The sequence below is a fragment of the Acidovorax sp. LjRoot66 genome (assembly GCF_964253305.1).
GTDB lineage: Bacteria > Pseudomonadota > Gammaproteobacteria > Burkholderiales > Burkholderiaceae_C > Acidovorax.
In genome coordinates this window covers 1,407,650-1,431,594 of the sequence record NZ_CAXUQU020000001.1, presented here as the reverse complement: position 1 = coordinate 1,431,594, position 23,945 = coordinate 1,407,650, and the positions used below count along the sequence as shown (strand labels likewise).

General features: G+C 66.5%; 21 protein-coding genes. 7 read left to right on the top strand and 14 right to left on the bottom strand.

All coding sequences use genetic code 11. The features are described from left to right. Positions 1-6: 6 nt before the first annotated feature. The 3 genes from ACSQ3Y_RS06620 to ACSQ3Y_RS06610 are packed head-to-tail and all read right to left on the bottom strand — an operon-like array spanning position 7 to position 4,350. Positions 7-1,071: an ABC transporter ATP-binding protein gene (locus ACSQ3Y_RS06620; RefSeq protein WP_436176796.1), complete on the bottom strand. Its 1,065-nt coding sequence runs from the start codon at positions 1,069-1,071 to the stop codon at positions 7-9. A gap of 31 nt (positions 1,072-1,102) precedes the next feature. After that, a complete protein-coding gene (locus ACSQ3Y_RS06615; RefSeq protein ID WP_436176795.1) occupies positions 1,103-3,337 on the bottom strand; it encodes an ABC transporter permease in 2,235 nt (744 codons plus the stop codon). Beyond that, positions 3,337-4,350 carry an ABC transporter substrate-binding protein gene (locus tag ACSQ3Y_RS06610; protein WP_436176794.1) on the bottom strand — a complete coding sequence of 338 codons (1,014 nt, stop codon included), beginning with the start codon at positions 4,348-4,350 and terminating at the stop codon, positions 3,337-3,339. The genes ACSQ3Y_RS06615 and ACSQ3Y_RS06610 overlap by 1 nt, the downstream gene beginning before the upstream one ends. Positions 4,351-4,620: 270 nt before the next feature. Here ACSQ3Y_RS06610 and ACSQ3Y_RS06605 point away from each other — a divergent pair, with 270 nt between their 5' ends. Continuing rightward, entirely contained in the window at positions 4,621-5,466 is an 846-nt protein-coding gene (locus ACSQ3Y_RS06605) for a MurR/RpiR family transcriptional regulator (protein ID WP_057200264.1), read from the top strand. A 12-nt stretch (positions 5,467-5,478) separates the two neighbouring features. On the opposite strand, the gene fabF is transcribed toward ACSQ3Y_RS06605, so the two are convergent. Continuing rightward, on the bottom strand, positions 5,479-6,804 hold the full coding sequence (gene fabF, locus ACSQ3Y_RS06600; RefSeq protein WP_200961063.1) for a beta-ketoacyl-ACP synthase II: 1,326 nt from the start codon (positions 6,802-6,804) through the stop codon (positions 5,479-5,481). A gap of 110 nt (positions 6,805-6,914) precedes the next feature. On the opposite strand from fabF, the gene ACSQ3Y_RS06595 reads away from it, so the two are divergent. Beyond that, on the top strand, positions 6,915-7,520 hold the full coding sequence (locus ACSQ3Y_RS06595; protein ID WP_428002490.1) for a TetR/AcrR family transcriptional regulator: 606 nt from the start codon (positions 6,915-6,917) through the stop codon (positions 7,518-7,520). A gap of 83 nt (positions 7,521-7,603) precedes the next feature. Here ACSQ3Y_RS06595 and ACSQ3Y_RS06590 read toward each other — a convergent pair whose 3' ends face one another. The 8 genes from ACSQ3Y_RS06590 to ACSQ3Y_RS06555 all read right to left on the bottom strand — a co-directional run bounded on the left by ACSQ3Y_RS06590 (position 7,604) and on the right by ACSQ3Y_RS06555 (position 17,771). Next, the gene (locus tag ACSQ3Y_RS06590; protein WP_057200191.1) at positions 7,604-8,632 is read right to left on the bottom strand and encodes an ABC transporter ATP-binding protein; all 1,029 of its coding nucleotides are present in this window, start codon (positions 8,630-8,632) and stop codon (positions 7,604-7,606) included. Next, positions 8,629-9,609, bottom strand: a complete 981-nt coding sequence (locus ACSQ3Y_RS06585) for an ABC transporter ATP-binding protein (RefSeq protein WP_057200190.1) — start codon at positions 9,607-9,609, stop codon at positions 8,629-8,631. Before ACSQ3Y_RS06585 ends, ACSQ3Y_RS06590 begins: the two co-directional genes overlap by 4 nt. Positions 9,610-9,636: 27 nt before the next feature. Next, a complete protein-coding gene (locus ACSQ3Y_RS06580) occupies positions 9,637-10,548 on the bottom strand; it encodes an ABC transporter permease (protein ID WP_007856606.1) in 912 nt (303 codons plus the stop codon). 112 nt (positions 10,549-10,660) lie between these two features. Then, positions 10,661-12,238, bottom strand: coding sequence for an ABC transporter substrate-binding protein (locus ACSQ3Y_RS06575; protein WP_057200189.1), 1,578 nt, complete (start codon positions 12,236-12,238; stop codon positions 10,661-10,663). A gap of 70 nt (positions 12,239-12,308) precedes the next feature. Beyond that, positions 12,309-13,526, bottom strand: a complete 1,218-nt coding sequence (locus tag ACSQ3Y_RS06570; protein ID WP_057200188.1) for a M20 aminoacylase family protein — start codon at positions 13,524-13,526, stop codon at positions 12,309-12,311. A gap of 1 nt (position 13,527) precedes the next feature. After that, on the bottom strand, positions 13,528-14,508 hold the full coding sequence (locus ACSQ3Y_RS06565; protein WP_057200187.1) for an ABC transporter permease: 981 nt from the start codon (positions 14,506-14,508) through the stop codon (positions 13,528-13,530). 133 nt (positions 14,509-14,641) lie between these two features. Then, the gene (locus ACSQ3Y_RS06560) at positions 14,642-16,222 is read right to left on the bottom strand and encodes an ABC transporter substrate-binding protein (protein ID WP_057266218.1); all 1,581 of its coding nucleotides are present in this window, start codon (positions 16,220-16,222) and stop codon (positions 14,642-14,644) included. A gap of 496 nt (positions 16,223-16,718) precedes the next feature. Further along, the gene (locus tag ACSQ3Y_RS06555; protein WP_436176793.1) at positions 16,719-17,771 is read right to left on the bottom strand and encodes a porin; all 1,053 of its coding nucleotides are present in this window, start codon (positions 17,769-17,771) and stop codon (positions 16,719-16,721) included. 329 nt (positions 17,772-18,100) lie between these two features. Here ACSQ3Y_RS06555 and coq7 point away from each other — a divergent pair, with 329 nt between their 5' ends. Further along, positions 18,101-18,718 (top strand): 2-polyprenyl-3-methyl-6-methoxy-1,4-benzoquinone monooxygenase, encoded by a 618-nt coding sequence (gene coq7 / locus ACSQ3Y_RS06550; RefSeq protein ID WP_436176792.1) that lies wholly within the window; start codon positions 18,101-18,103, stop codon positions 18,716-18,718. Positions 18,719-18,754: 36 nt separating this feature from the next. Here the strand turns inward: coq7 and ACSQ3Y_RS06545 are convergent, their stop codons facing one another. Continuing rightward, entirely contained in the window at positions 18,755-19,204 is a 450-nt protein-coding gene (locus tag ACSQ3Y_RS06545; protein WP_179682021.1) for an OsmC family protein, read from the bottom strand. Positions 19,205-19,584: 380 nt separating this feature from the next. On the opposite strand from ACSQ3Y_RS06545, the gene ilvA reads away from it, so the two are divergent. From ilvA to ACSQ3Y_RS06530, 3 genes are read left to right on the top strand one after another with little or no spacing between them, the layout of a single operon-like run. After that, on the top strand, positions 19,585-21,144 hold the full coding sequence (ilvA, locus tag ACSQ3Y_RS06540) for a threonine ammonia-lyase, biosynthetic (RefSeq protein WP_179682022.1): 1,560 nt from the start codon (positions 19,585-19,587) through the stop codon (positions 21,142-21,144). 28 nt (positions 21,145-21,172) lie between these two features. Next, on the top strand, positions 21,173-21,979 hold the full coding sequence (locus ACSQ3Y_RS06535; RefSeq protein ID WP_436176791.1) for an adenosylcobinamide-GDP ribazoletransferase: 807 nt from the start codon (positions 21,173-21,175) through the stop codon (positions 21,977-21,979). A 10-nt stretch (positions 21,980-21,989) separates the two neighbouring features. Then, on the top strand, positions 21,990-22,556 hold the full coding sequence (locus ACSQ3Y_RS06530) for a histidine phosphatase family protein (protein ID WP_436176790.1): 567 nt from the start codon (positions 21,990-21,992) through the stop codon (positions 22,554-22,556). A gap of 263 nt (positions 22,557-22,819) precedes the next feature. On the opposite strand, the gene ACSQ3Y_RS06525 is transcribed toward ACSQ3Y_RS06530, so the two are convergent. Beyond that, complete coding sequence (locus ACSQ3Y_RS06525; RefSeq protein WP_057200182.1) at positions 22,820-23,275, bottom strand: type II secretion system protein N; 456 nt, start codon at positions 23,273-23,275, stop codon at positions 22,820-22,822. 47 nt (positions 23,276-23,322) lie between these two features. Here ACSQ3Y_RS06525 and gspG point away from each other — a divergent pair, with 47 nt between their 5' ends. Further along, positions 23,323-23,787 carry a type II secretion system major pseudopilin GspG gene (gspG, locus tag ACSQ3Y_RS06520; RefSeq protein ID WP_057200181.1) on the top strand — a complete coding sequence of 155 codons (465 nt, stop codon included), beginning with the start codon at positions 23,323-23,325 and terminating at the stop codon, positions 23,785-23,787. Positions 23,788-23,945 lie beyond the last annotated feature (158 nt).

The window sequence follows — 23,945 nt, the reverse complement described above, 5'->3', positions numbered from 1 at the left end:
GCAGTGTCAGGCACCTGTACTTTCAACCACCGATACGCCATGCACGCCCAGGCCCAGTTGCACCTGGTCGCCCACGGCCAGCACGTCGTCGAGGTCTGCCGAGGCGACGAAGATGCTGCCGAGCGCGGTGTCGAAGGTGTACTCGTGCACCGCCCCCAGGTAGGCGCGCTTGCGCAGCGTGGCCGGCAGCAGGCCCATCCCCTGGCGCTGGATGCTCCAGGCCTCGGGCCGCACCGCCACCTTCACCGGGCCCGGCGCGGCCGCGGTGCGCGGGCGAAGCGCCAGCGGGCCAAGCTGTACCGTGCCATCGGCCAGGGCGATTCCCGGGAACAGCATGGCCTCGCCCATGAAGCCCGCGACGAACTCGGTGCGTGGGGTCTCGTACAGGGCCTGGGGCGTGCCTGCCTGCGCGATCAGGCCCTGGTCCATGACGATGATCTGGTCGCTCACCGCCATGGCCTCGGCCTGGTCGTGCGTGACATAGGCCACTGTGAGCGACAGGCGCTGCTGCAGCGCACGGATCTCCTCGCGCATCTCGCGGCGCAGCCGGGCATCGAGGTTGGACAGCGGCTCGTCGAACAGCAGCACCTCGGGCTCCAGCACCAGGGCGCGCGCCAGGGCGACGCGCTGCTGCTGGCCGCCCGAGAGTTCGCTGGGCAGGCGGTCGTCGTACCCCACCAGGCCCACGCCGCGCAGCGCCTCCACGGCCCTGGTACGCGCCACGTCCTTGGCCAGCCCGGACATGCGCAGGCCGTAGGAGACGTTCTCCACCACACTCATGTGCGGGAACAGCGCGTAGCTCTGGAACATCATGCTCACGTTGCGCTGGGCCGGGCCCAGGGTGGTGACGTCCTTGCCGCCGATGAAGATCTCGCCCGAGGTCGGCGACTCCAGCCCCGCGATCATGCGCAGGGTGGTGGTCTTGCCGCAGCCCGAGGGCCCCAGGATGGTGGTGAGCGTGCCGCGCGGCACCTCGAAGCTGATGCCCTTGACCGCCAGGGGCGCAGATGCGTCGGTCCCGTAGCGCTTGGTGATGTCGCGAAACACGATGCCCGCGCCGCTGTTGTTCATGGTGTCGTTTCTCTCCGCATTCAGCATGGGTTCAGTGGGGGGCGGGCATGGCGGCCGCGCCGGAGCGCCGGCCCAACTTGCGCTCGCCCACCAGCCACTGGATGAGGGCAATGGCCAGCGACATCAGCACGATGAGCACCGTGCAATAGGCCAGGGCCACGCCATAGTCGCCGTTGCCCACGCGGCCGATGATGTATGTGGTGGCCAGCTCGTTCTCGGCCGTGACCAGGAAGATCACCGCGCTCACAGTGGTGATGGCGCGCACGAAGCTGTAGACCAGCGCGGCCACCAGGGCCGGCTTGAGCAGCGGCAGCACCACATGGCGCAGCGTCTCCACGCTGCCGGCGCGCAGCATCAGCGAGGCTTCGTCGAGCGAGCGGTCGAGCTGCTTGAATGCCGCCGTGCCGGCGCGCACCCCCACCGGCAGGTTGCGGAACATGAAGCACAGCACGATGATCAGCGCCGTGCCCGTGAGCTCGAATGGCGGCACGTTGAAGGCCAGGATGTAGCTCACGCCCAGCACGGTGCCGGGGATGGCAAAGGCCAGCAGCGCCGAGAACTCGAACAGCCCCTGCCCCCGGAACTCCGTGCGCGCCAGCAGCCAGGCGATGCCGATACCCAGCGTGGCAGTGAGCGGCGCCGACAGCGCGGCCAGCTTGATGGTGGTGAAGAACGAGTTCCAGGCCGTGCCGGCCCAGACCACACCGAACTCGCCCCACTCCACGTTGAACGCAGTGCGGAAGTGGTTCAGCGTGACGGTGTAGTCGCGGCCCCAGGTCTGCACGAAGCCGCCCGCTAGCGCGAACAGGTAGACGACGAGGGTGAAGGCCATCCACGGCAGCGCCACCGAATGCACCACGCGGCGCACGCCGGTGGGCAGCGGCATGGCAATGCCTGCATCGCCCTTGCCCGAGACGGTGGTGAAGTTTTGCCGTCCGAGCAGCGCGCGCTGGATGGCGAACACCGCCAGCGCGAACAGCGTGAGGATCCACGCCAGCGAGGCCGCACGCCCCTGGTCGTACTGCGCCCCGACGATGGCAAAGAAGATCTCGGTGGACAGCACCGAGAACTGCCCGCCCACGACGATGGGGTTACCGAAATCGGCCATGCTCTCGATGAAGCCCACCAGGAAGGCGTTGGCCAGCCCGGGCTTGAGCAGCGGCAAGGTCACCGTCATGAAGGTCTGGTGCGGGCTGGCGCGCAGGGTCTGCGCCGCCTCTTCGAGGCTGGGCGCCACGCCCTGCACCACGCCGCGCATGATCATGAAGGCGATGGGGGTGAAGGCGAAGGTCTGCGCCACCCACACGCCGAGCCAGCCATAGAACCAGCGCGAAGGCGTGATGCCGAAGGCGTATTCGAGGAACTGGTTGAACACGCCCGCGCGGCCGAACAGCAGGATCAGCCCCAGGCCCACGACGAAGGGCGGCGTGATGATGGGCAGCAGCGCCACGATGTTCAGTGGCCGTGCATAGCGGCGCGAGGCGCGCTCGGCCATCAGCGCCATGAAGGTACCGAGCAGCGTGGTGCTGGCCGCCGTCATGAGGCCCAGGAACAGCGTGTTCCAGGCCACGCCGCAGCGCTGCCCGCCGGCCAGGCACGCGAGGCCAAAGTTGCGCTCGTGCGCCACGCGCTCCCACAGCACGGCCAGCGAGAACGGGCCGTCTTCGAGGAAGAAGGCGCCACTGAGCGCCTTGAGCACCGGAAACACGATGAACAGCGCCAGCAGGCTGCCCATGCCGAGCACAGCCGCAGCCACGAACAGGTCGCCCTTGAAGTAGCCGCGCCGCGCCACGCCGAACGCTGCCAGCACCAGCAGGGCCGTGAGGACCACGAAGCCGCCCCAGCCCACGCCGGGCTGGCGCATGGTGAGTTCGCCAAAGCTGGCATTGAGCCCATCGAAAGCCCAGCCGCGTGCGCCGATGGCAAAGCCGCTGACCAGCAGGGACACGAGGCCCAGGCCGCCACCCAGCACCAGGAAACCGCCCTGCCTGCGCCCGGCGGGCAGCAATGCGCCGAAGCCGGCGATCACCAACCCCAGCAGCGCCAGCCAGAGCCAGGGCCGCCCGAAGGCAGCGGCCTGCATGAGGCCGCTGCCCGTCTGCGCCTGGCTGAAGACCTGGCCCAGCACGGTGAGGCCATTGGCGTCCTGCTGGGCATACCAGGGCAGCGCCACATAGCCCGCGAGGCCGAGGGCCAGCCACACCCACAAAGGCTGGTTGACTGCGGGCCTGCCGGCCGGCGGTGCCTGCAAAGCGTGCGCCGACATCAGCGCCCGGCGTTCTGGACGTCTTTTTCCCAGCGGGCGATCAGTCGGCGGCGCTCGGTGCTGGCGCCGTACTTGGCATAGTCGTAGTTGATGAGCTTGATCTTCAAGGGGTCCGTCATGCGCGGATCCTTGGGTACCAGCGTGTTGCTGGGCAACTGGAACTGTTTGGCCGCCAGGCCGAACTGCTGGCCTCCGGGCGTGAGCGCCCATTCATAGAACTTCTTGGCCGCCTCGGTATTGGGGCCGTTCTTGACGATGCTCATGGAGCCCACTTCGGCGCCCGTGCCTTCGGAGGGCGTGACCGAGCCCACGGGGAAGCCGTTCACGGCCTCGGTGGTCACATCGTGCACGAAGCTGACGGACACCGTGGTCTCACCGCGCGCCGCCGCCTTGACCGGCGCCGTGCCGGAGCGGGTGTAGGCACTGATGTTGGGGTGCAGTGCCTTGAGGTAGTCGAAGGCCTTCTCCTCGCCCATGATCTGCACCAGCGTGGCAATCATGGTGTAGGCGGTGCCGCTGGAGGCGGGGTTGGCCATCTGCACCTCGCCCTTGAACTCGGGCTTGAGCAGGTCGGCCCAGGACTGGGGCGGGTTGAGCTTGCGCTTGGCCAGCAACTCCTTGTTGTAGCCAAAGCCCAGCGGGCCCAGGTAAACGCCCACCGTGCGGTATTTGGAGTCGGCCGCCTGCTTCTGTGCCCAGGGGTACAGCTGCGTGAGTTGCTGCGACTTGTACTCGAGCGTCAGGCCCTGCTCGGCCGCCTGCAGGTGCGGGTCGCCCGTGCCGCCGAACCAGATGTCGGTCTTGGGGTTGGCCTTCTCGGCATTGAGCTGGGCCAGGGCCTCGCCCGAGCCCTTGGCCGTCATGTTGACCTTGGTGCCCGTGGTCTTGGCGTACACGGTGGACATCAGGTTGCACCACTCGGCCTGCACGGAGCAGATGATGTTGACCTGGCCCTGCGCCATGGCGCCGGAGGCCGCCAGGGCCAGCGCAGTACCCGCGAGAAATTTCTGCATGGAGGCTCTTTCTGTGATCGTCTGTTATGTGTCAATTTGATGACAAACATCGTAGTGAACTCCCTTGCCAAGGGCCAGGGGGATAACGAGAAGTGCGATTCACATCCCGAGGTTGAACCGCAGTTACCAAAATTGAAGGAACCCAGTTACCATCAATTCTTGTCACACAGGCATTCATGAACACACACGCTCCAACTACCGCACCTGGGCGCCTTGCCGGATCTTCCGGCACCGGGCGCCGTTCGGCCTGTGGCCGCGGGGGCTGCTGACATGCTGGACCGCATCACCGCCTCCCTGACCTCCCTGGCCCCGGCCGAGCAGCGCGTGGGCAAGCTCGTGCTGGCCGACCCGCGCAGCTTTGCGCGCCTGCCCGTGCGCGAGCTGGCAGAGCGCGCCCATGTGAGCAAGCCCACGGTGGTGCGCTTTTGCCGCAGCATGGGCTATGACGGTTTGGCCGACTTCAAGCTCAAGCTGGCGGGCAGCGTGAGCGAGGGCGTGCCCTTCATCCACCGCAGCGTGGATGCCGACGACAAGACCGGCGACGTGCTGGTGAAGGTGGTGGACAACGCCGTGGCTGCCTTTTTGCAGTACCGCAATGCCGCCAGCACCGTGGCGCTGGAGCGCGCCGCGGAAGCCATCGCCGCCACCTGGAAGACGGGGCGGCGCATCGAGTTCTATGGCGTGGGCAATTCGGGCATCGTGGCCCAGGATGCGCAGCACAAGTTCTTTCGGCTGGGCGTGACGTCCATCGCCACCAGCGACGGCCACATGCAGGTGATGAGCGCCACCCTGCTCGGCCCGGGTGACTGCCTGGTGATCATCTCCAACTCGGGCCGTACGCGCGACCTGATGGATTCGGCCGACATCGCGCGCAAGAACGGCGCCACCACCATCGCCATCACGGCCAGCGGCTCGCCACTGGCCAGCACCTGCCAGATCCACCTGGCCGCCGACCACCCCGAGGGCTACGACCGCTACAGCCCCATGGTGTCGCGGCTCATGCACCTGCTCATCATCGACGTGCTGGCCACCTGCGTGGCCCTGCGCATCGGCGCGCCGCTGCAACCCATCCTGCAGCAGATGAAAGAGAACCTGCGCGCCAAACGTTACGCGTAGCACTTCCTTCTCTTACGCAGCGGCCGGTGCCCAGCGCTTGAGTACCAGCGTCGCGTTCACACCACCAAAACCAAAGCCATTGAGCATGGCATGCTCCAGCGCCATCGGGCGGCTCTTGAGGGCCACCATGTCCAGCCCCTCGGCCAGTTCATCGGGCTGCTCCAGGTTCAGCGTGCCGGGGACGATCTGGTCGCGCAAGGCCAATGTGGTGAAGATGGCCGCCACGGCGCCGGCTGCGCCGAGCAGGTGGCCCGTGGCCGCCTTGGTGGAGGCGATGGCTACCGATTTGCCGGTGCCGAACACGCGCCGGATGGCAGCGAGCTCGCCCCGGTCGCCCACGTAGGTGGAGGTGGCATGGGCGTTGAGGTGCTGCACCTCGCTGGCCGCCAGGCCCGCCTGGGCCAGCGCGATCTCCATCGCGCGCCGCGCGCCATCGCCGTCCTCCGGGCCGGAGGTGATGTGGTGGGCGTCGGCCGAGGTGCCATAGCCCACGACCTCGGCCAGCGGCGTGGCGCCGCGCGCCAGCGCATGCTCCAGCGATTCGATCACCAGCATACCCGCGCCCTCGCCCATCACGAAGCCATCGCGGCCCGCATCGAAGGGGCGCGAGGCCTGCTCGGGATGCTCCGCGAAGCCGGTGGACAGCGCCTTGGCCGCAGCGAAGCCGCCCAGGCTCACGCGGTCGATGGTGGCCTCGGTGCCACCGCAGACGGCAATGTCGGCCTCGCCGCAGCGGATCATGCGTGCGGCGTCGCCAATGGCCTGCACGCTGGCCGCGCAGGCCGTCACGGGGGCACCGATGGGCCCTTTGAGCCCATGGCGTATGGAGACCTGGCCGGCCGCCAGGTTGACCAGGAAGGACGGTATGGTGAACGGCGACAGGCGCTGCGGACCGCGCGTGTCGGTGGTGCGCACGGCCTCGGCAATGGCACCGAAGCCCCCTATGCCCGAGGCGATCACGGTGGCCGTGCGCTGCTGCTCGCGCTCTCCTGTCGGCGCCCAGCCGGCCTGCGCCAGAGCCTGCTGTGCGGCGCCCAGGGCGAAGGGGATAAAGCGGTCCATCTTGCGCTGGTCCTTGGAGCTAGCGACGGTATCGGGGTCCCAGCCGCCTTCGGGGTCCTGCTCCTTCGTGGGCACCGCGCCACCGACCTTGGCCGCCAGCCCCTCCACCACCGCATCGGGCAGGCGGCGCAGGCCCGAGGCCCCTGCCAGCAGGCGGCGCCAGGCCAGTTCCACCCCTACTCCGAGGGGCGAGACCAGGCCCATGCCCGTGATCACCACACGCGGCAGGCGCATGCCCTGGCCCGGTTCCTGGGTTCCCTTGAGTTCATTCACCATCGCTTACCCTTTCAGTGCGCGGCGCAGGCCACGCATTTATGATTGCGGGCGTCATCATAAGTGTGTTGGCGCATTTTGCGTACGACCATCATCAAAAAGAGGTTTCCACCATGAAAGTCTCGAAGGCGCGGGCCGCAGAAAACCGCCAGGGCATCCTGGATGCAGCGGCGCGCCTGTACCGCGAGCATGGCCTGTCGGGCGTGGGAGTGGCCGACATCACGCGCGATGCGGGCCTGACCCACGGCGGCCTGTACCGCCACTTCGAGAACAAGGACGCGCTGGTGCGCGAGGCCTGCGCACGTGCCTTCGACTGGACGATCACACCGCTGGACGGCATGGAAAAGGACATGGGCAGCGGTGACGCGGGCCTGGCCGCGCGGGTGACAAGCTACCTCTCACCGCAGCACCGCGACCACCCGGGCGAGGGCTGCCCCGCTGCAGCGCTGGCGGTGGACGCTGCACGGGCCGGGGGCGAATTGTCCGAAGTGTTCGCGCAGGGGATCGAGCGCAACATCGACCGCTTCGCGCGCATGCTCGAGGGCCTGGAACACGGCGAGCCCAGTGCCGAAGGCCGGGCGCGCGCCATGCAGATACTGGCCACCATGGTCGGCGGCCTGGCGCTGGCGCGCGCCACGGCCGCCGGGCGGCCAGCCCTGTCCGACGAGATTCTGGCCACGCTGCGCGAGCACCTGATTGCACAACCCGGGCGGTCCTGAAAGACCGGCACCGCAGGAGCGGGCCTGCATTGGAAAGGGCTCCCGAAGAAGCCCTTTGATTCACCGGCACGGCGTGCCAGCACTTACTGGATGCGCCCCTCTTCCACCGCATGGCAGGCAATGCGGATGCCGCCGATGTTCAGCAACTGGGGGCGCTCGGTGCGGCAGCGGTCGTTCACATGCGGGCAGCGCGGGTTGAAGGCACAGCCGGGTGGCGGATTGAGCGGGTTGGGCACCTCGCCCTGCACGGGGGTGCGCGCCTTGCCGGTGTCGTGCATCTTGGGGATGGCGTCGAGCAGCATGCGCGTATACGGGTGGCGCGGGTGGTCGAACAAGGTGTGCTTGTCGGCCAGCTCCACCAGGCGGCCCAGGTACATCACGCCGACCTGGTCGCTCACGTGGCGCACCACGGCCAGGTTGTGCGAGATGAACAGGTAGGTCAGGTGGCGCTCGCGCTGCAGGTCCTTCATGATGTTGAGCACCTGCGCCTGCACCGACACGTCGAGCGCCGAAGTGGGCTCGTCGCACACCAGGAACTCGGGCTCGGTGGCCAGGGCGCGCGCAATCGAGATGCGCTGGCGCTGCCCGCCCGAGAACTGGTGCGGGTACTTGACCATGTCCAGCGGCGACAGGCCCACCGACTTCAGCAACTCGCCCACGCGCTGCTTGAGCTCGGCCTTGTCGGTGATCAGGCCGTGCTCGCGCAGCGGCTCGCCAATGATGTCCTCGACCAGCCAGCGCGGGTTCAGGCTGGCGTAGGGGTCCTGGAAGATCATCTGGATGCGCCGGCGCATGGCGCGCGCATCGTTGCCCTTGAACGCGGCGTGGGCGTCCTGGTTGTCGAAGGTGAGGCCACCGCGCGTGGGCTCATACAGGCCCACCAGCAGGCGGGCCACGGTGCTCTTGCCGCAGCCCGACTCGCCCACCAGGGCCAGGGTCTTGCCCTTTTCGATCTCGAAGCTCACGCCGTCCACCGCATGCAGCAGGGTGCGCGGCTTGCGCTCGATCATGCGGTTGAGCCAGGGGGCGGAGACGTCGAAGGTCTTGGCCAGGTCGTGCGCCTGCACGAGCGGCTTGCCGGGGCTTGCGGTGGTGGAAGGCACGGCGCTCATGCGGACACCTCCGCCGTGGCAGGGGCGTGCAGCCAGCAGGCCGCACGGGTGGAACCGGCAGGCATCAGGTCGGGGCGGTCGACCATGCAGCGGTCGAAGGTCTTGGGGCAGCGCGGGTTGTAGGCGCAGCCCTTGGGGATGGCGTTGAGGCGGGGCATGGCTCCGTCGATCTGGTTCAGGCGTTCACGGTCCACCGCCATGTCGGGGATGGAGGCCATCAGGCCGCTGGTATAGGGGTGGGAGGGCTTGTTGATGACATCGTGCACGGGGCCGATCTCGGCCACGCGGCCGGCGTACAGCACGGCCACGCGGTCGCAGGTCTCGGCGATCACGCCCATGTCATGCGTGATCAGCATGACGGCGGCACCGCGCGATTTGCAGATGTTCTTGAGCAGCGTGATGATCTGCGCCTGGATGGAAACGTCCAGGGCCGTGGTCGGCTCGTCGGCGACGATGAGCTTGGGCTCGGCCGCCAGGGCCAGGGCGATCACCACGCGCTGGCGCATGCCGCCCGAGAACTGGTGCGGGTAGTGGTCAATGCGCTCGGCCGCAGCCGGGATGCCGGTGTCCTGCAGCAGCGCGATGGCGCGCTGGCGCGCCTCGGCGGCATTCACGGGCAGGTGGGCGAGGATGGTCTCGGTGAGCTGGCGGCCCACGGTGTACAGCGGGTTCAGCGAGGTCAGCGGGTCCTGGAAGATGGCGCCGATGCGCCGCCCCCGGATGTGCCGCATCTGGTCGTTGCTGAGGTTGTCGATGCGCTGGCCCTCCAGCAGGATCTGGCCGGAGGCCACGCGGCCCGGCGGTTCGAGCAGGCCGATGATGGCCGCGCCGGTGAGCGACTTGCCCGCGCCGGACTCTCCCACCACGCCCAGGATCTCGCCGGGCGCAATGGAAAAGGAGATGTCGTCCAGGGCGCGCAGGGTACCGCGGCGGCTCGGGAATTCGACAACGAGGTTTTTGACTTCTAGAAGACTCATGGGAATATCGCTTTTCTTTTTTCTGGCTCAGCGCAAGCGGGGGTTGAGTGCGTCACGCAACCAGTCGCCCAGCAGGTTCACGGACAAAGCGATCAGCACCAGCATGGCGCCGGGGAACACCGTGATCCACCACTCACCGGAAAACAGGTAATCGTTGCCGATGCGAATCAGCGTACCCAGCGATGGCGAGGTGGGCGGGGCGCCCACGCCCAGAAAGGACAGCGTGGCCTCGGTGATGATGGCGGTGGCCACCTGGATGGTGGCGAGCACCATCACCGGCCCCATGACGTTGGGCAGCACGTGCTTGCGCATGATGCGCAGCGAAGAGACCCCCGTCACGCGGGCAGCCTGCACGTATTCCTTGTTGCGCTCGACCAGGGTGGAGCCGCGCACGGTGCGCGCGTACTGCACCCAGCCGGTCAGCGAGATTGAGATGATGAGCACCCCGAAGGCCAGCGACTCGTGCGCGTTGGGGAACAGCGCCCGGCCGACGCCTGCGATCAAGAGCGCCACCAGGATGGCGGGGAAGGACAGCATCACGTCGCACAGGCGCATGAGCACCGCGTCGATCCAGCCACCGCGAAAGCCGGCCAGCAGGCCGAAGGCCACGCCGACGACCACCGACAGCAGCACCGAGGCGAAGCCCACCACCAGGGAGATGCGGGCGCCGTAGATCAGCGCCGAGAGGATGTCGCGCCCCTGGTCGTCGGTGCCCAGGGGGTATTTCATGGAGCCCTCCGCGATCCAGGCGGGGGGCAACCGGGCGTCGCCGAGTTCCAGCGTCGCCAGGTCAAAGGGGTTGTGGGGGGCGACCCATCCTGCAAACAGGGAGCAGAACAGGCATATCAGGGCGATCACTGCCGCAACGATGGCCATTGGCGATGTGCGAAAGCTGTAGCCAACGTCGCTGTCAAACCAGCGGGCAAGGGTTGTTTTCATTGTGGGAAACCAGTGGGCAGACAGCACGCACGGCGCGGGTAGCGGTCGTGGTGGCTGTCTGCTGAAATGTCCGTCTCTAACTAACTCACTAACTCGGTCAACTGCAGCGGGCTTACTTGATGCTCATCCACTTGAAGGGCATGAAGTTGTCGGCCAGTTGGACCAGCGTGACCTTCTTGCTCACGCCCCAGGCCAGCGCCTGCTGGTGCAGGGGCAGCGTGCCCACGTCGGCGGCATGGATGTCGAAGGCTTCCTTGATCATGGCGTTGCGCTTGGTCTTGTCGGTCTCAGACTGGATCTTCTTGGTCAGCTCGTCCACCTTGGGGTTGCAGTACGAGCCCAGGTTGAACTGGCCCGTGCCCTTGTCGTCCACGCAGGCCACCAGCGCATTGAGGGCGTTGTGCGAGTCGTAGGTGGCAGGCGTCCAGCCCAGCATGTAAAAGCTGGTGTCGCGGCGCAGGATCTTGGGGAAGTAGGTGCCCTTGGTCTCGGCCTGCAGGTTGATCTTGACGTTGATGCGCGAGAGGTTGGCAGCCACGGTCTGGCAGATGCGGCCGTCGTTCACGTAGCGGTCGTTGGGGCAGTTCATCGACACTTCGAAGCCGTTGGGATAGCCGGCTTCGGCCATGAGCTTCTTGGCGGCTTCCACGTCGTAGGGCAGACGCTTGGCATCGGGCTGGAAGCCGTTGATGCCGGGGCCCACCAGCAATGCGGACGGGTTGGACGCACCACGCATCACGGTCTTCTTGATGCCTTCGATGTCAATGGCCTGGTAGAAGGCCTGGCGCACGCGCTTGTCCTTGAAGGGGTTCTTGCCCTTGACGTTGGAATACAGCAGCTCGTCGCGCTTCTGGTCCATGCCCAGGAAGATGGTGCGCAGCTCGGGGCCGGTGATGGCGCGGGTGTTGGCGCTGGTGTTGACGCGGTCGATGTCCTGCACGGGTACCGGCTCCATCACGTCCACTTCGCCCGACAGCAAGGCCGCCACGCGGGTGGCATCGTTGCCGATAGGGGTGAACACCACTTCGGTGGCGTTGCCTTCGATCTTGCCCCAGTAACTGCCGTTGCGCGTGAACACCGAACGCACGTTGGGCTGGCGCTCGCGCAGGCGGAAGGGACCCGTGCCGTTGGCCTTGAACGATGCGGCGTTCTCGACACCCTTGCGGCGGTCCACGGGGACGGTGGCCTGGTTGGTCTCGCACCACTTCTTGCTCATCATGTACACCAGCGAGACAACGTCGGGCAGGATGGGGAAGGGGCTTTTGGTTTCGATCTCGACGGTGTGGTCGTCGATCTTGCGCACTTCCTTGAAGTCGTTGGTGTAGCTCTTCATGTCCGAGCCTTCGACCTGGGTGCGGGCGAAGCTGAACAGCACATCGTCGGCCGTGAAGGGGGTGCCGTCATGGAATTGCACGCCCTTGCGCAGCTCGAAGCGCCACACGGTGGGGGAGGTCTGCTTCCAGCTGGTGGCCAGGGCCGGGGCCAGGCTCAGGTCCTTGTTGCGGCCGACCAGCGGCTCATACACATTGCCGGTGACGCTCAGCTGCAGCGATTCGTTGAGCGAATGCGGGTCCATGGACAGCGAGTCGCCCTGGTTGGCCACGCGGATGGTCTGCGCATGGGACACCACGCTGGATGCAGCCAGCGCGGCAAACAAGGCCGTCATGGCGATTTTTTTCTGGAATGTCATGCAATGCTCCTGGTGGGTGAAAGGGGGGTGGCGGTACAAGGGGAAAAAGGCGCCAGCACCTGCTGCTACGTCAGAGCGTGGGCAGGGGCATGGCCTGCTCGATCAGGCTGGCATGCAGTGCCGAGCCCAGCGGCAGGATGTCGTCGTTGAAGTCGTAGCGGCTGTTGTGCAGCGCGCTGCCGCTGGCGCCCGTGCCCTGCCCTATGCGCAGGTAGGCCCCGGGTTTGTCCTGCAGCATGAAGGAGAAGTCCTCGGCGCCCATGCTGGGCTCCAGGTCGCGGACAACATGGTCCGCGCCCAGCAGCGATTCGGCGACGTTGCCGGCGAAGAGCGCCTCGTCCTCGGAATTGATGGTGGCCGGGTAGATGCGTTCGTAGTGCACGGTGGCCGTGGCGCCGAAGCCCAGCGCAATCGCGCTGCACAGCTCCTTGAGGCGCTTTTCGACCATCTCCTGCACCAGCGGATTGAAGGTGCGCACGGTGCCCACCAGCGTGGCAGAGCCCGGCAGCACGCTGAAGGCCCCGAGGTCACCGGCCTGCATGGCGCACAGGCTGACCACCGCGCCATCGAGCGGGCGCACGTTGCGCGAGACGATGGTCTGCGCGGCGGTGATGATGTGTGCGGCCACCAGCATCACGTCCACCGTCTGGTAGGCGTGCGCGCCATGGCCGCCGCGGCCGGTGATCTCGATGGTGATGCGGTCGGCCGCCGCCATCATGGCGCCAGAGTTCAGGCCCACCGTGCCGGGCGCCATGGCCGGCCAGTTGTGCATGGCGAAGATCGACTGCACGGGAAAGCGCTCGAACAGGCCGTCTTCCATCATCACGCGGGCGCCGGCAAAGCCTTCCTCGCCGGGCTGGAACACCAGCACGGCCTTGCCGTCGAAATTGCGGGTTTCGGCAAGGTAGCGGGCGGCGCCCACCAGCATGGCTGTGTGGCCGTCGTGGCCGCAGCCGTGCATCAGGCCCTGCTTGCAGGACTTCCAGGAAAAGTCGTTGTGCTCGGTGAGCGGCAGCGCGTCCATGTCGGCACGCAGGCCCACCATGGAGCCGCTGGCCGTGCTGCGCCCGCGGATCACCGCCACCAGCCCGGTGCGGCCGATGCCGTCGTGGATCTCGTCCACGCCGCAGACCTTGAGCGCCTCCTTGACCCGGGCACCGGTGTAGACCTCTTCGAAGCCCAGTTCGGGGTGCGCGTGCAGGTCGCGGCGCAGGGCCGTCAGCTCCGGATGGAACTGGGCGATGTGCGCAAAGGCACGGCCGCCCGCCTTGAGTCGAGGCACTTGCATTTCAATGGCCTCCCGCCTTGCCCACGCGCAGACGCGGGTCGACCGCGAAGTACAGCAGATCGACCACCAGGTTGATGACCACGAAGATCAGGGCAATCAGGCACAGGTAGGCGGCCATCACGGGGATGTCGGCAAAGGTCACGGCCTGGATGAACAAGAGGCCCATGCCAGGCCACTGGAACACGGTCTCGGTGATGATGGCAAAGGCGATCAGGCCACCCAGCTGCAGGCCGGTGATGGTCATCACGGGCACCAGCGTGTTCTTGAGCGCATGGCCGAAGTGGATGGCCCGGTTGGACAGGCCGCGCGCGCGCGCGAATTTGATGTAGTCGGTGCGCAGCACCTCCAGCATTTCCGCGCGCACGAGGCGCATGATCAGCGTGAGCTGGAAGATCGCCAGCGTCACCGCCGGCAGGACGATGTGGTGCCAGCCCTTGGCCTTGAGCAGGCCAGTGCTCCACCAGCCCATCTGCACCACCTCGCCACGACCGAAGCTCGGGAACCAGCCCAGGTGCACGGCAAACACCAGGATCAGCAGGATGCCGATCAGGAAGGTGGGCAGCGAGACGCCCAGCAGCGACAGCGTCATGAACAGCTGGCTGGTGAAGGTGCCGCGCTTCAAGGCCGCGTACACGCCCATGGGCACGCCGATCGCCAGGGCCATCACGGCCGCTACCAGCGACAGCTCCAGCGTGGCGGGAAAGCGCTCGGCGATCAGGCGCGAGACCTTGGCGCCCTGGCGCAGGCTCAGGCCGAATTCGCCCTGGGCCGCATTCACGAGGAAGTGGCCGAACTGCACGAAGAAAGGTTTGTCCAGGCCCAGCGCCACGCGCAATTCTCGGATCTGGTCGGGGGTTGCGTCCTGGCCCAGCAAGAACACCACGGGGTCTCCGACGTACTGGAACAGCATGAAGGAGATGAAGGCCACGGCGACCATGACGATCACGGCCTGGATCAGGCGGCGCAAAATAAAGGCAAGCATCAGAGAGTCGAGTGTGTATTCGATGGGACGCCTTGGCCACTTTTGGTGGCGGGGCGCTCGTGGGGATCGTGTCGAAAAAAACCAGGGAGAGCAAAGGCCCCTGAGGCCCTTGCCCTCCCTCTGCAAGGATAGATCAGTTCACCTTGACCGTACGCATGTCCACGCGGTTATCGGCGCGGTGGACGACCTCGATGTTCTTCTTCATGGCCCATGGGATCACCTGGTCATACAGGGGAATGTGCGAGACGGTGTCGTTGGACAGTTGCAGCGCCTCGGTCAGCATGCGGGTGCGCACGGGGGCATCGGTCTCGGCCTTGATGCGGTCCACCAGGTAGTCCATGCGCTGGTTGCTGTAGCGGCCCACGTTGTAGTTGCCGTCACCGCCCTGGCCCACGGTGCGCACCAGCGATTGCAGGCTGTACAGCGCGTCGAAGGTCGGCACGCCCCAGCCGAGCATGTAGATGCTGGCTTCGTAGCGCTGGATCATGGGGAAATAGGTCACCAGCGGCAGCGTGCGCAGCTTGGCCTTCACGCCGATGCGCGACCACATGGCGGTCACGGCCTGGCAGATGGCTTCGTCGTTGATGTAGCGGTTGTTGGGGCAGGCAAAGTCCACCTCGAAGCCATCGGGGTAGCCGGCTTCTGCCAGCAGCTTCTTGGAGGCATCGACGCTGTAGGGGAAGCGCTTGCCCACGGCTTCGGTGTAGCCTGCCACCTGCGGTGCCACGAGCGTGCCGGTGGGCTTGCCCAGGCCGCGCAGGGTGACGCGCTCCAGCGCGGCCGTGTCGATGGCCTGGTACAGCGCCTTGCGCACCTTGACATCCTTGAGCGGGTTCTTGCCCTTGATGTTGGAGCCGGGCAGCTCTTCGCGGAACTGGTCCATGCCCAGGAAGATGGTGCGGTTTTCGAGGCCGTCGATCACCTTCAGGTTGGTGTCCTGGCGCAGGCGGCCCAGGTCCTGGGGTGCGGGGTCGAGCACCATGTCCACCTCACCCGAGAGCAGCGCGGCGATGCGGGTAGCAGCCGACTTGATGGGGGTGTAGACGATCTCCGTCACGTTGCCGTCCATCTTGCCCCACCAGTTGGGGTTGCGCTTGAACACCATCTTCACGTCGGGCTGCCAGGAGTCGAGCGTGTAGGGGCCCGTGCCCATGGCATTGCGGTGGGCAAAATTCTCGTCCGTGCCCTTGATGTCCTTGGGTTCCACGGACTTGTTCTTTTCGGCCCAGGCCTTGCTCATCATGCGCAACTCGGTCATCTGGCGCAGCAGCACGGGGTTGGGAGCCGACAAGATGATGTCAACGGTCTGTGCATCGACCTTGTTGACCTTGCTGATGCCCTGCACGTAGGGTGTGAAGTTGGAGGTCTTGGCCATGGCCCGCTGCAGCGAGTACACGGCATCGTCGGCAGTGAACGCCGAGCCATCATGGAACTTGACGCCCTGGCGCAGCGTGAAACGCACCTGCGTGGGGGTCACTTCCTTCCAGGCGGTTGCCAGAACGGGCTCCACCTCGAAAGTCTTGCTGTTGTAGTACACCAGGCTTTCATACACATTGGCATGGATGCCGTTTTGCAATGCATTGTTTTGGGAATGAATATCCCACGTAGCGATTTCGCCCTGGCTCGCCCATTTGAATGGTTTGGCATGCGCTCCCGTGGCCATCAGCATGGCGGCAGCTGCGGCAATCGACAGCAGGCTGAGATTGAGTTTCATGAAACCTCTTCAACAATGTAAAAGTTTTACTATGCAGTAAATAGCGGCCATCGGCCAACGGGAAATCCCTGAATCCCGCCCCCTCGCGAGGGACTATTTGTGCCCCGGTGAAGCCCATTGGCATGCAAGTAAGGTGCCAGCCCCATGCCGCCCTTCACGACCACTGGGTGATCGGTCGGCAGGCCTTGCAGGGCCTGGATCCGGGCATTTGCACCACGGCAGCCCACGGCTTGGGGGTTTCCGCTCTGCCGGGCCGAGGCAAGGCCGCCACCGCCCCCCCTGCACAAGCCACCCTCCACCCGCGCAATCACCCTTGCGCCACGTGGCCAGGGGAGATACTTGTCGGCCCATTCAAAATGCCCGACCAGTGCAACCCATTTGCCAATCGATGGCGGCGCGCAATAAAAACAATGAGCGTCGGAAATAAAAAAAGCCGCCCGAAGGCGGCTTTTTTGTATTCATCCATTGATGGCTGGCATATAGCCAACCGTCAATATCAGAAGCTGTGGCGAATACCGAAGTCGTAACCGCTGGAGTTGCGGCCAGCTGCAGTCACGGAACCGTTCAGAGCTTGAGCGGCGCCGTTCTTGTTCTTCACAGCAGCTGCGGTAGCGTACACAGCGGTGCGCTTCGACAGGTTGTGCACGTAGCCCAGAGCAAACTTGTTGCTACGTGGGTCAGCTGCGTTGGCAACATCGATTTCGTACGTGGAGTACGAAACGCGGATTTCGCCAGCGCCCACTGGAACCAGAGCGCCGATCAGCCAGCCGGTACCTTCGTTGCCGTTCTTGATGTCGTCGCGGTTCACGTGAGCCATCGCCTTGGCAATGCCGAAGTCGTACTGGATACCGATGTTCGCAGCCTTGATGTCTGCGTTCAGGTACTTCGTTTGCGACAGGGCACCAGCCACGTTCAGGGGGCCGTTGGCCCAGCCAGCACGCAGAGCCAGACCATTGCCGTCCTTCTTGTTGGCAACGTTGCTCAGGTTTTCACCCATGTAGTACTGCACTTGGCCGTAGAAACCGCCCAGGTTGCCTGGCAGGAAGTAGCCAATGGCGTTCGAAGCGCGGATGGTGGTTGGGCCACCCAGGCTGGAGTTCAGCGTTTGGGTCGTGCCAACACCGTTCGTGCCGAACGGATCGAACACGGTCAGGTTCCAGAATTGTGGGGTGTAGTCACGGCCCAGACGCACTTCACCGAAGCCGCCGTTCAGGCTGACCGTCGAACGACGGTTGAACACCAGGCCGCCGGAACCGTTAGCACCGGTGGTTTGGTTGTTGGTGTTGGTCGAACCGCCACGGCCGTCGTCGTTGGTCAGGCCGGCTTCCAGCCAGAACGAAGCAGACAGGCCACCGCCCAGATCTTCAACGCCGCGGAAACCCAGACGGCTGCTGTTGTAGCCGGAGTTCGTCAGTTGCGAACGGTTGGCCACGCTGCCGTTGCCGTAGGCGTAGGTTGCGTCAACCACGCCGAACAGCGTCACGGACGATTGAGCCATTGCAGCGCCGGAAGCAGCCAGCACAGCCAGGGCAATCAGGGATTTTTTCATTGCGAGTTACTCCAAGGTTAAACATAGGGCGCCGGTACGGGGGGTCTAGGAGTGCCTTGCACCTGCTCAGTCCCGCCGGTTCCCCGGGCCAACCTCCTGGTGGGGAAGTTGTTCTTATTGCACCAGAGCCCGACCCGTTTCGCAAAGGAATTCACCCACAATTGGCCCGAAAGGGAGATTTCGTTGCAGTGTTGCAACATTTCAGTGCACCCCGGCAAAATCCCCCACCTGTGCACCAGCAAAGTGCCTTCCGGCCGTTTTTTGGCATGGCGGCATTTGTGTCCATATGCAACACCTGTTTCCACATCCATCCTCCCCTCACACCCGCCATGGACGCCTTCCTGACCGCCGCCGACAACGCATTGCGCACCCTTTTTGCAACACCCCGCGCATCGCAGGCATCCCCCGCCGCCGCACATGCCGAGGCCGCACTGACCCCGGCACAGCGGAAGCTGACGGGGTCGCTGATGCGCGTCAACCACGTGGGCGAAGTCTGTGCGCAGGCGCTCTACACCGCCCAGGCAGCCGTCACCCGCGATGAACCGCTGCGCCAGCACCTGCTCGCGGCGGCACGGGAAGAAACCGACCACCTGGCCTGGACCCAGGAGCGGCTGGACGCCCTGGGCGCCCGGCCGAGTGTGCTCAACCCCCTGTGGTTCGCGGGGGCATTCGCCCTGGGCCTCGTGGCGGCCAAGGTCAGCGACCAGGTCAGCCTGGGCTTTGTGGCAGAAACCGAGAATCAGGTGGCCGCCCACCTACAGAGGCACCTGGCACGCCTGCCTGCTGAGGACCTGGCCTCGCGCGCCGTGGTGGCGCGCATGAAGGACGACGAGGAGCGCCATGCCGCGCAGGCCCTGGCCGAAGGCGCCACCGTGCTGCCGGCACCGGCCCGCGCCCTGATGCGGGCCGCCGCCAAGGTCATGACGACCACGGCACACCACATCTGACGCTGGCGTCTGCGCGGGTGCCCAGGAAAAGAGGCTTCAGCCCTCCAAGACCTCGAAGCCGGTGGTGATCTCGGCCGTCTTGCCCAGCATGATGCTGGCCGAGCAGTATTTTTCGTGGCTCATGGCGATCGCGCGCTCCACGGCGGCGGGGGGAATGCCCTTGCCGGTCACGGTGAATTGCATGTGGATCCTGGTGAATACCTTGGGATCGACCGGCGCGCGCTCCGTGGTCAGCTTGACGCTGCAGCCGCGCACGTCGTGGCGCCCGCGTTTCAAGATCAGCACCACGTCATAGGCGGTGCAGCCGCCGGTGCCGGCCAGCACGGTCTCCATGGGGCGCGGTGCCAGGTTCTGCCCGCCATTGGCCGGGTTGGCCGCATCGGGCGCGCCATCCATGGTCAGGACGTGGCCGCTGCCGGTTTCCGCCACAAACCCCATTCCCGAGCGGGTACCGGCGCCGCCGGTCCAGCTGACTGTGCATTCCATGTGTGTTTCTCCTCAGTAGTTCATCAAAAAACGTGGCTTTTTTCACGAAATGGACGGGCCACTCCAAAAAATGCGTTGGATTTTGCTGCATCGCAGCATCCTCTGCGCTAATATTGCGTCATGCGTTGCCCTTTTATCGAAAAGGGACAGGTTCTGGGGAGATATCTCCACCACCTCCAACGCGCCGATTGTCTCCTCCATCTCCTCAAAGGATGGATTCAGCCCCGGGCTTTGCGGCCTGGGGCTTTTTTTTGCCCGGACGGGACCATCGGCACCGCCTGCATCCCGGGCGGCAAGGACCAAGAGCCTGAACAGGTTCTAACACCTATGATGTGTGCCCCGCCCGCATGGGCGGCTCGCGCCACAGCCTGCCCCTTGCCATGACCCACGACCTGACCCCCGCCGACTACCTCAAGAAAATCCTCACCGCCCGTGTGTATGACGTGGCGATCGAGTCGGACCTGGAGCCGGCCCGCGACCTGAGCCGCCGCCTGAAGAACCGCGTGCTGCTCAAGCGCGAGGACCAGCAGGCGGTGTTCAGCTTCAAGCTGCGCGGCGCCTACAACAAGATGGCGCACCTCACCCCCGGCCAGCTGCAGCGTGGCGTGATCTGCGCCTCGGCCGGCAACCATGCCCAGGGCGTGGCCATGAGCGCCAGCAAGCTCGGCGCCCGCGCCGTGATCGTGATGCCCACCACCACGCCCCAGGTCAAGGTGGATGCCGTGCGCACGCTGGGGGGTGAGGTGGTGCTGCATGGCGAGAGCTATTCCGACGCCTACCAGCACGCTGCGGAGCTGCAGGCCAAGGAAGGCCTGACCTTCGTGCACCCCTTCGACGACCCGGACGTGATCGCCGGCCAGGGCACGATTGCCATGGAGATCCTGCGCCAGCTGCAGCGCCTGGGCAGCAACCGCCTGGACGCGGTGTTCGTGGCCATCGGCGGCGGCGGCCTGGTGAGCGGCGTGGCCAACTACATCAAGGCCGTGCGCCCGGAGATCAAGGTCATCGGCGTGCAGATGAACGACTCGGACGCCATGATCCAGTCCGTGCGGGCGCATGAACGCGTCACGCTGGCCGACGTGGGCCTGTTCTCCGACGGCACGGCCGTCAAGCTGGTGGGCGAGGAAACCTTCCGCATCGCCAGCGGCCTGGTGGACGAGTTCATCACGGTGGATACCGATGCCGTCTGCGCGGCCATCAAGGACGTGTTCGTGGACACGCGCAGCATCGTCGAGCCCTCGGGCGCGCTGGCCGTGGCGGCCATCAAGCAGTACGTGGAAACGCACCAGACCGAGGGCGAGACCTACGCCGCCATCCTGTGCGGCGCCAACATGAACTTCGACCGCCTGCGCTTCGTCGCCGAGCGCGCCGAGGTGGGCGAGGAGCGCGAAGCCCTGCTTGCCGTGACCATCCCAGAAGAGCGCGGCAGCTTCCGGCGCTTTTGCGAGGTGGTGGGCGCCCTGCCCGGCGGCCCGCGCAACGTGACCGAGTTCAACTACCGCATCAGCGACTCGGCCGAGGCCCATGTGTTCGTGGGCCTCACGGCCCAGGGCAAGGGCGAATCGAAAAAACTCGCGCAGATCTTCACGGAGCACGGCTTCGGTGCGCTGGACCTCACGCACGACGAACTGGCCAAGGAGCACCTGCGCCACCTGGTGGGCGGACACTCTTCGCTGGCCCAGGACGAGCGCCTGCTGCGCTTCGTGTTCCCCGAGCGGCCGGGCGCGCTGCTCAAGTTCCTGAGTTTGATGCAGCCGACCTGGAACATCAGCCTGTTCCACTACCGCAACCAGGGCGCGGACTACGGCCGCATCCTCGTGGGCATGCAGGTACCGCCCGAAGATTCGGCCACGTTCGACGCCTTCCTCTCCACCCTGGGCTACCCGTATGTGGAAGAAACGCTGAACCCGGCCTACCGCCTGTTCCTGCGCGCCAAATAGGCGCAGAGGGCAAGCACCGCGCCACCCCATGCAAGCCCTGCGCCACTACCTGCTGGCCGTGCAGTTCTTCACCCGCATCCCGGTCACCGGGCGGCTGGCCGGCTGGGTGGGCTTCAGCCCCGCCATGCTGCGTGCCAGCGCCGCGCACTTGCCCGGCGTGGGCTGGCTCGCTGCGGCTGTGGCGGCGGGGGTGTATGCGGCCCTGGCATTGGCCCTGGCGCCCAACCCGCTGGCCCCGGCCGTGGCAGCCGTGTTCTGCACCGTGGCCACGGTGCTGCTCACCGGGGGCTTCCATGAGGATGGCCTGGCCGACGTGGCCGATGGCCTGGGCGGCAGCTACGACCGCGAGCGGGCGCTGGACATCATGAAGGACTCGCGCGTCGGCGCCTTCGGCGCCATGGCGCTGGTGCTGGCCCTGCTGGCCAAGGTGAGCTTGCTGGCGCTGCTCGGCGTGCACAGTCTGGCCACGGCGCTGGCGGCCCTGGTGGGCGGGCATGTGCTGTCGCGCCTGTGGCCGCTGTTCATCGTGCGCCGCCTGCCGCATGTGGGCGACACCGCCCGATCCAAGAGCAAGCCGCTGGCCGACCAGATCACCGGCGCGGCACTGGTGGTGGCGGCGGCCTGGTGCCTGGCCCCGCTGGCGCTGGCCTGGTTCTGGAGCTCCACGGCCATCACCCTCGCCGCCGTCACGCTGAGCGCTCTGGGCGCGGCCTGGATGGCCCGGTGGTTCGCACGGCGCCTGCAGGGCTTTACCGGCGACTGCCTTGGCGCCACGCAGCAGATCGGCGAGATCGGCTTTTACCTGGGTGCCGCGCTGGCCCTGGGGCCGGGCTGAGGGCCTGGCCGTGCAGCTCTGGCTGGTGCGGCATGCGCCGCCCGTGATCGCCACTGGCACCTGCTACGGCATGCTCGACATGCCGGCAGAGAGTGCCCCCACCCTGGCCTGTGCACAGCGCCTGGGCCAGGCCCTGCCCGGCCCGGCACTGGTCTGGCACTCGCCGCTGCAGCGGTGTGCGCAGCTCGCCCAGGCCGTGCAGGCCAACCGCCCCGACTGGCAACCCCGGCCCGACGCCCGGCTGCGCGAGATGGATTTCGGCGCCTGGGAGGGCCGCGCCTGGAGCAGCCTGGCCAAGGCCGACATCGATGCCTGGACCGCCGACTTCGCCCACCACCGCCCGGGCGACGGCGAGCCGCTGGCGGACATGCTGGAGCGCGTGGCCCAGGCCCTGCAAGACACGCAGGCGGCGGCGCGGGCCGCCGGCCTGGCCCATGCGGTGTGGCTCACCCATGCGGGCGTGGCCCGCTGCGTGGACTGGCTGCTGCGCCAGGGCGACAACGCCACGCCATACGCCGACCAATGGCCCGTGCATGCCCCCGCCTGGGGTGAATGGGATACCGTCGACCTGGGATGAAGGCATTCATTGGCAAAATACCAACAGCCCCGCAGGGTAAGCAGAAGCAAACCATGAAAGCGCGGGCGTCCACGCCCGAGGCCTGCTGAGCCCCGGAAGGGTCAGAGGCTGGGAATTTTTTGGCCTTGCCCGAAGGGCGCGTCAAAACGCCCCGGATCTAGGCGCAAAGCACAGCCATAGCTCGGGCTATGGCGAGCATTTGCAACGACGAGCCGGGGTGTTTTGGCGTGCAAGGCGGGCATGGGCGAAAGATTCTCAGCCTCTCAGTTCTTGCGCGGCATGTCCAGCGTGAGCATGGCCGGGCCGCCCACATCGGCACCCAGTTGCGCCTGGCGCGGGCCGAGGGACTGCAAGACCATGCCGGAGTCCACCAGGGTGCCCACGCGGAAGGTTTTGGGCGGCTTGCCATCTACCGCGATCAGCGCGGCACCGCCTCCACTCTGGCGCCCGGACAGCACGCCAATCAGGGCAAAGCGGCTGGCCAGCGAGGCCACTGGCGCCGCCACGGCGGCCACCGCGCCGGCCGGCACGGCGCCCAGCACCCGGGCGACCGCCTGGGCATCGGGCACCGCCGCCATGGACGCCATCGCCGGAACGGCTTGCGCGACCGGCCGGTTCGACAGGCGCAGGCCCCAATAGGCCACGCTGGCGCCCGCGGCGACCCAGAACGCCAGAGTCCCCAGGCGCACGCCCCATTTGCTGTATGAATTGGTCACCATGCGGGGATTATGATTCACCCGATACGACCCTAGCGAGACCGCCTGCAGTGAACACTCTTTCTTTCCTGTCTTCCTCCGCCTCCCTGGGCTCCGCACGCCGCAGCCTGGCCCGGGGTTTCACCCTGATCGAGCTGATGGTGGTGGTGGTCATCATCGGCGTGCTGGCCGCGCTGATCGTGCCCAACGTGCTCGACCGCGCCGACGACGCGCGCAGCACCGCCGCCAAGACGGACATCACCAACATCATGCAGGCGCTCAAGCTGTACCGGCTGGACAACCAGCGCTACCCCACGCCCGAGCAGGGCCTGCAGGCGCTGGTGGCCAAGCCCACGTCCGGCCCGGTTCCCGGCAACTGGAAGCTGTACCTCGAAAAGCTCAACAACGACCCCTGGGGCCGCCCTTACCAGTACCTGAACCCCGGCATCAAGGGCGAGATCGACGTGATGTCCTTCGGTGCCGATGGGCAGTCGGGCGGCGAAGGCAAGGATGCCGATATCGGCAGCTGGCAGTAAGGATGTTGGCCCCCACGGTCGCGCACTGCGTGTCGCTCCCTGCCCCCCAAGGGGGCCGGGCCTTGCTTGGGGCGGCCCGGCGCAAGGCCGGTGCCCCCACGCTCCCGCACTTCGTGTCGTCGCTGCCCCCCGAGGGGGCCGGGCCTTGCTTGGGGCGG

Bases quoted from the DNA above. Each gene is read 5' to 3' on its own strand.
- ACSQ3Y_RS06620 (WP_436176796.1), bottom strand. From the start codon at position 1,071: ATGAACAACAGCGGCGCGGGCATCGTGTTTCGCGACATCACCAAGCGC.
- ACSQ3Y_RS06615 (WP_436176795.1), bottom strand. From the start codon at position 3,337: ATGTCGGCGCACGCTTTGCAGGCACCGCCGGCCGGCAGGCCCGCAGTC.
- ACSQ3Y_RS06610 (WP_436176794.1), bottom strand. From the start codon at position 4,350: ATGCAGAAATTTCTCGCGGGTACTGCGCTGGCCCTGGCGGCCTCCGGC.
- ACSQ3Y_RS06605 (WP_057200264.1), top strand. From the start codon at position 4,621: ATGCTGGACCGCATCACCGCCTCCCTGACCTCCCTGGCCCCGGCCGAG.
- fabF (WP_200961063.1), bottom strand. From the start codon at position 6,804: ATGGTGAATGAACTCAAGGGAACCCAGGAACCGGGCCAGGGCATGCGC.
- ACSQ3Y_RS06595 (WP_428002490.1), top strand. From the start codon at position 6,915: ATGAAAGTCTCGAAGGCGCGGGCCGCAGAAAACCGCCAGGGCATCCTG.
- ACSQ3Y_RS06590 (WP_057200191.1), bottom strand. From the start codon at position 8,632: ATGAGCGCCGTGCCTTCCACCACCGCAAGCCCCGGCAAGCCGCTCGTG.
- ACSQ3Y_RS06585 (WP_057200190.1), bottom strand. From the start codon at position 9,609: ATGAGTCTTCTAGAAGTCAAAAACCTCGTTGTCGAATTCCCGAGCCGC.
- ACSQ3Y_RS06580 (WP_007856606.1), bottom strand. From the start codon at position 10,548: ATGAAAACAACCCTTGCCCGCTGGTTTGACAGCGACGTTGGCTACAGC.
- ACSQ3Y_RS06575 (WP_057200189.1), bottom strand. From the start codon at position 12,238: ATGACATTCCAGAAAAAAATCGCCATGACGGCCTTGTTTGCCGCGCTG.
- ACSQ3Y_RS06570 (WP_057200188.1), bottom strand. From the start codon at position 13,526: ATGCAAGTGCCTCGACTCAAGGCGGGCGGCCGTGCCTTTGCGCACATC.
- ACSQ3Y_RS06565 (WP_057200187.1), bottom strand. From the start codon at position 14,508: ATGCTTGCCTTTATTTTGCGCCGCCTGATCCAGGCCGTGATCGTCATG.
- ACSQ3Y_RS06560 (WP_057266218.1), bottom strand. From the start codon at position 16,222: ATGAAACTCAATCTCAGCCTGCTGTCGATTGCCGCAGCTGCCGCCATG.
- ACSQ3Y_RS06555 (WP_436176793.1), bottom strand. From the start codon at position 17,771: ATGAAAAAATCCCTGATTGCCCTGGCTGTGCTGGCTGCTTCCGGCGCT.
- coq7 (WP_436176792.1), top strand. From the start codon at position 18,101: ATGGACGCCTTCCTGACCGCCGCCGACAACGCATTGCGCACCCTTTTT.
- ACSQ3Y_RS06545 (WP_179682021.1), bottom strand. From the start codon at position 19,204: ATGGAATGCACAGTCAGCTGGACCGGCGGCGCCGGTACCCGCTCGGGA.
- ilvA (WP_179682022.1), top strand. From the start codon at position 19,585: ATGACCCACGACCTGACCCCCGCCGACTACCTCAAGAAAATCCTCACC.
- ACSQ3Y_RS06535 (WP_436176791.1), top strand. From the start codon at position 21,173: ATGCAAGCCCTGCGCCACTACCTGCTGGCCGTGCAGTTCTTCACCCGC.
- ACSQ3Y_RS06525 (WP_057200182.1), bottom strand. From the start codon at position 23,275: ATGGTGACCAATTCATACAGCAAATGGGGCGTGCGCCTGGGGACTCTG.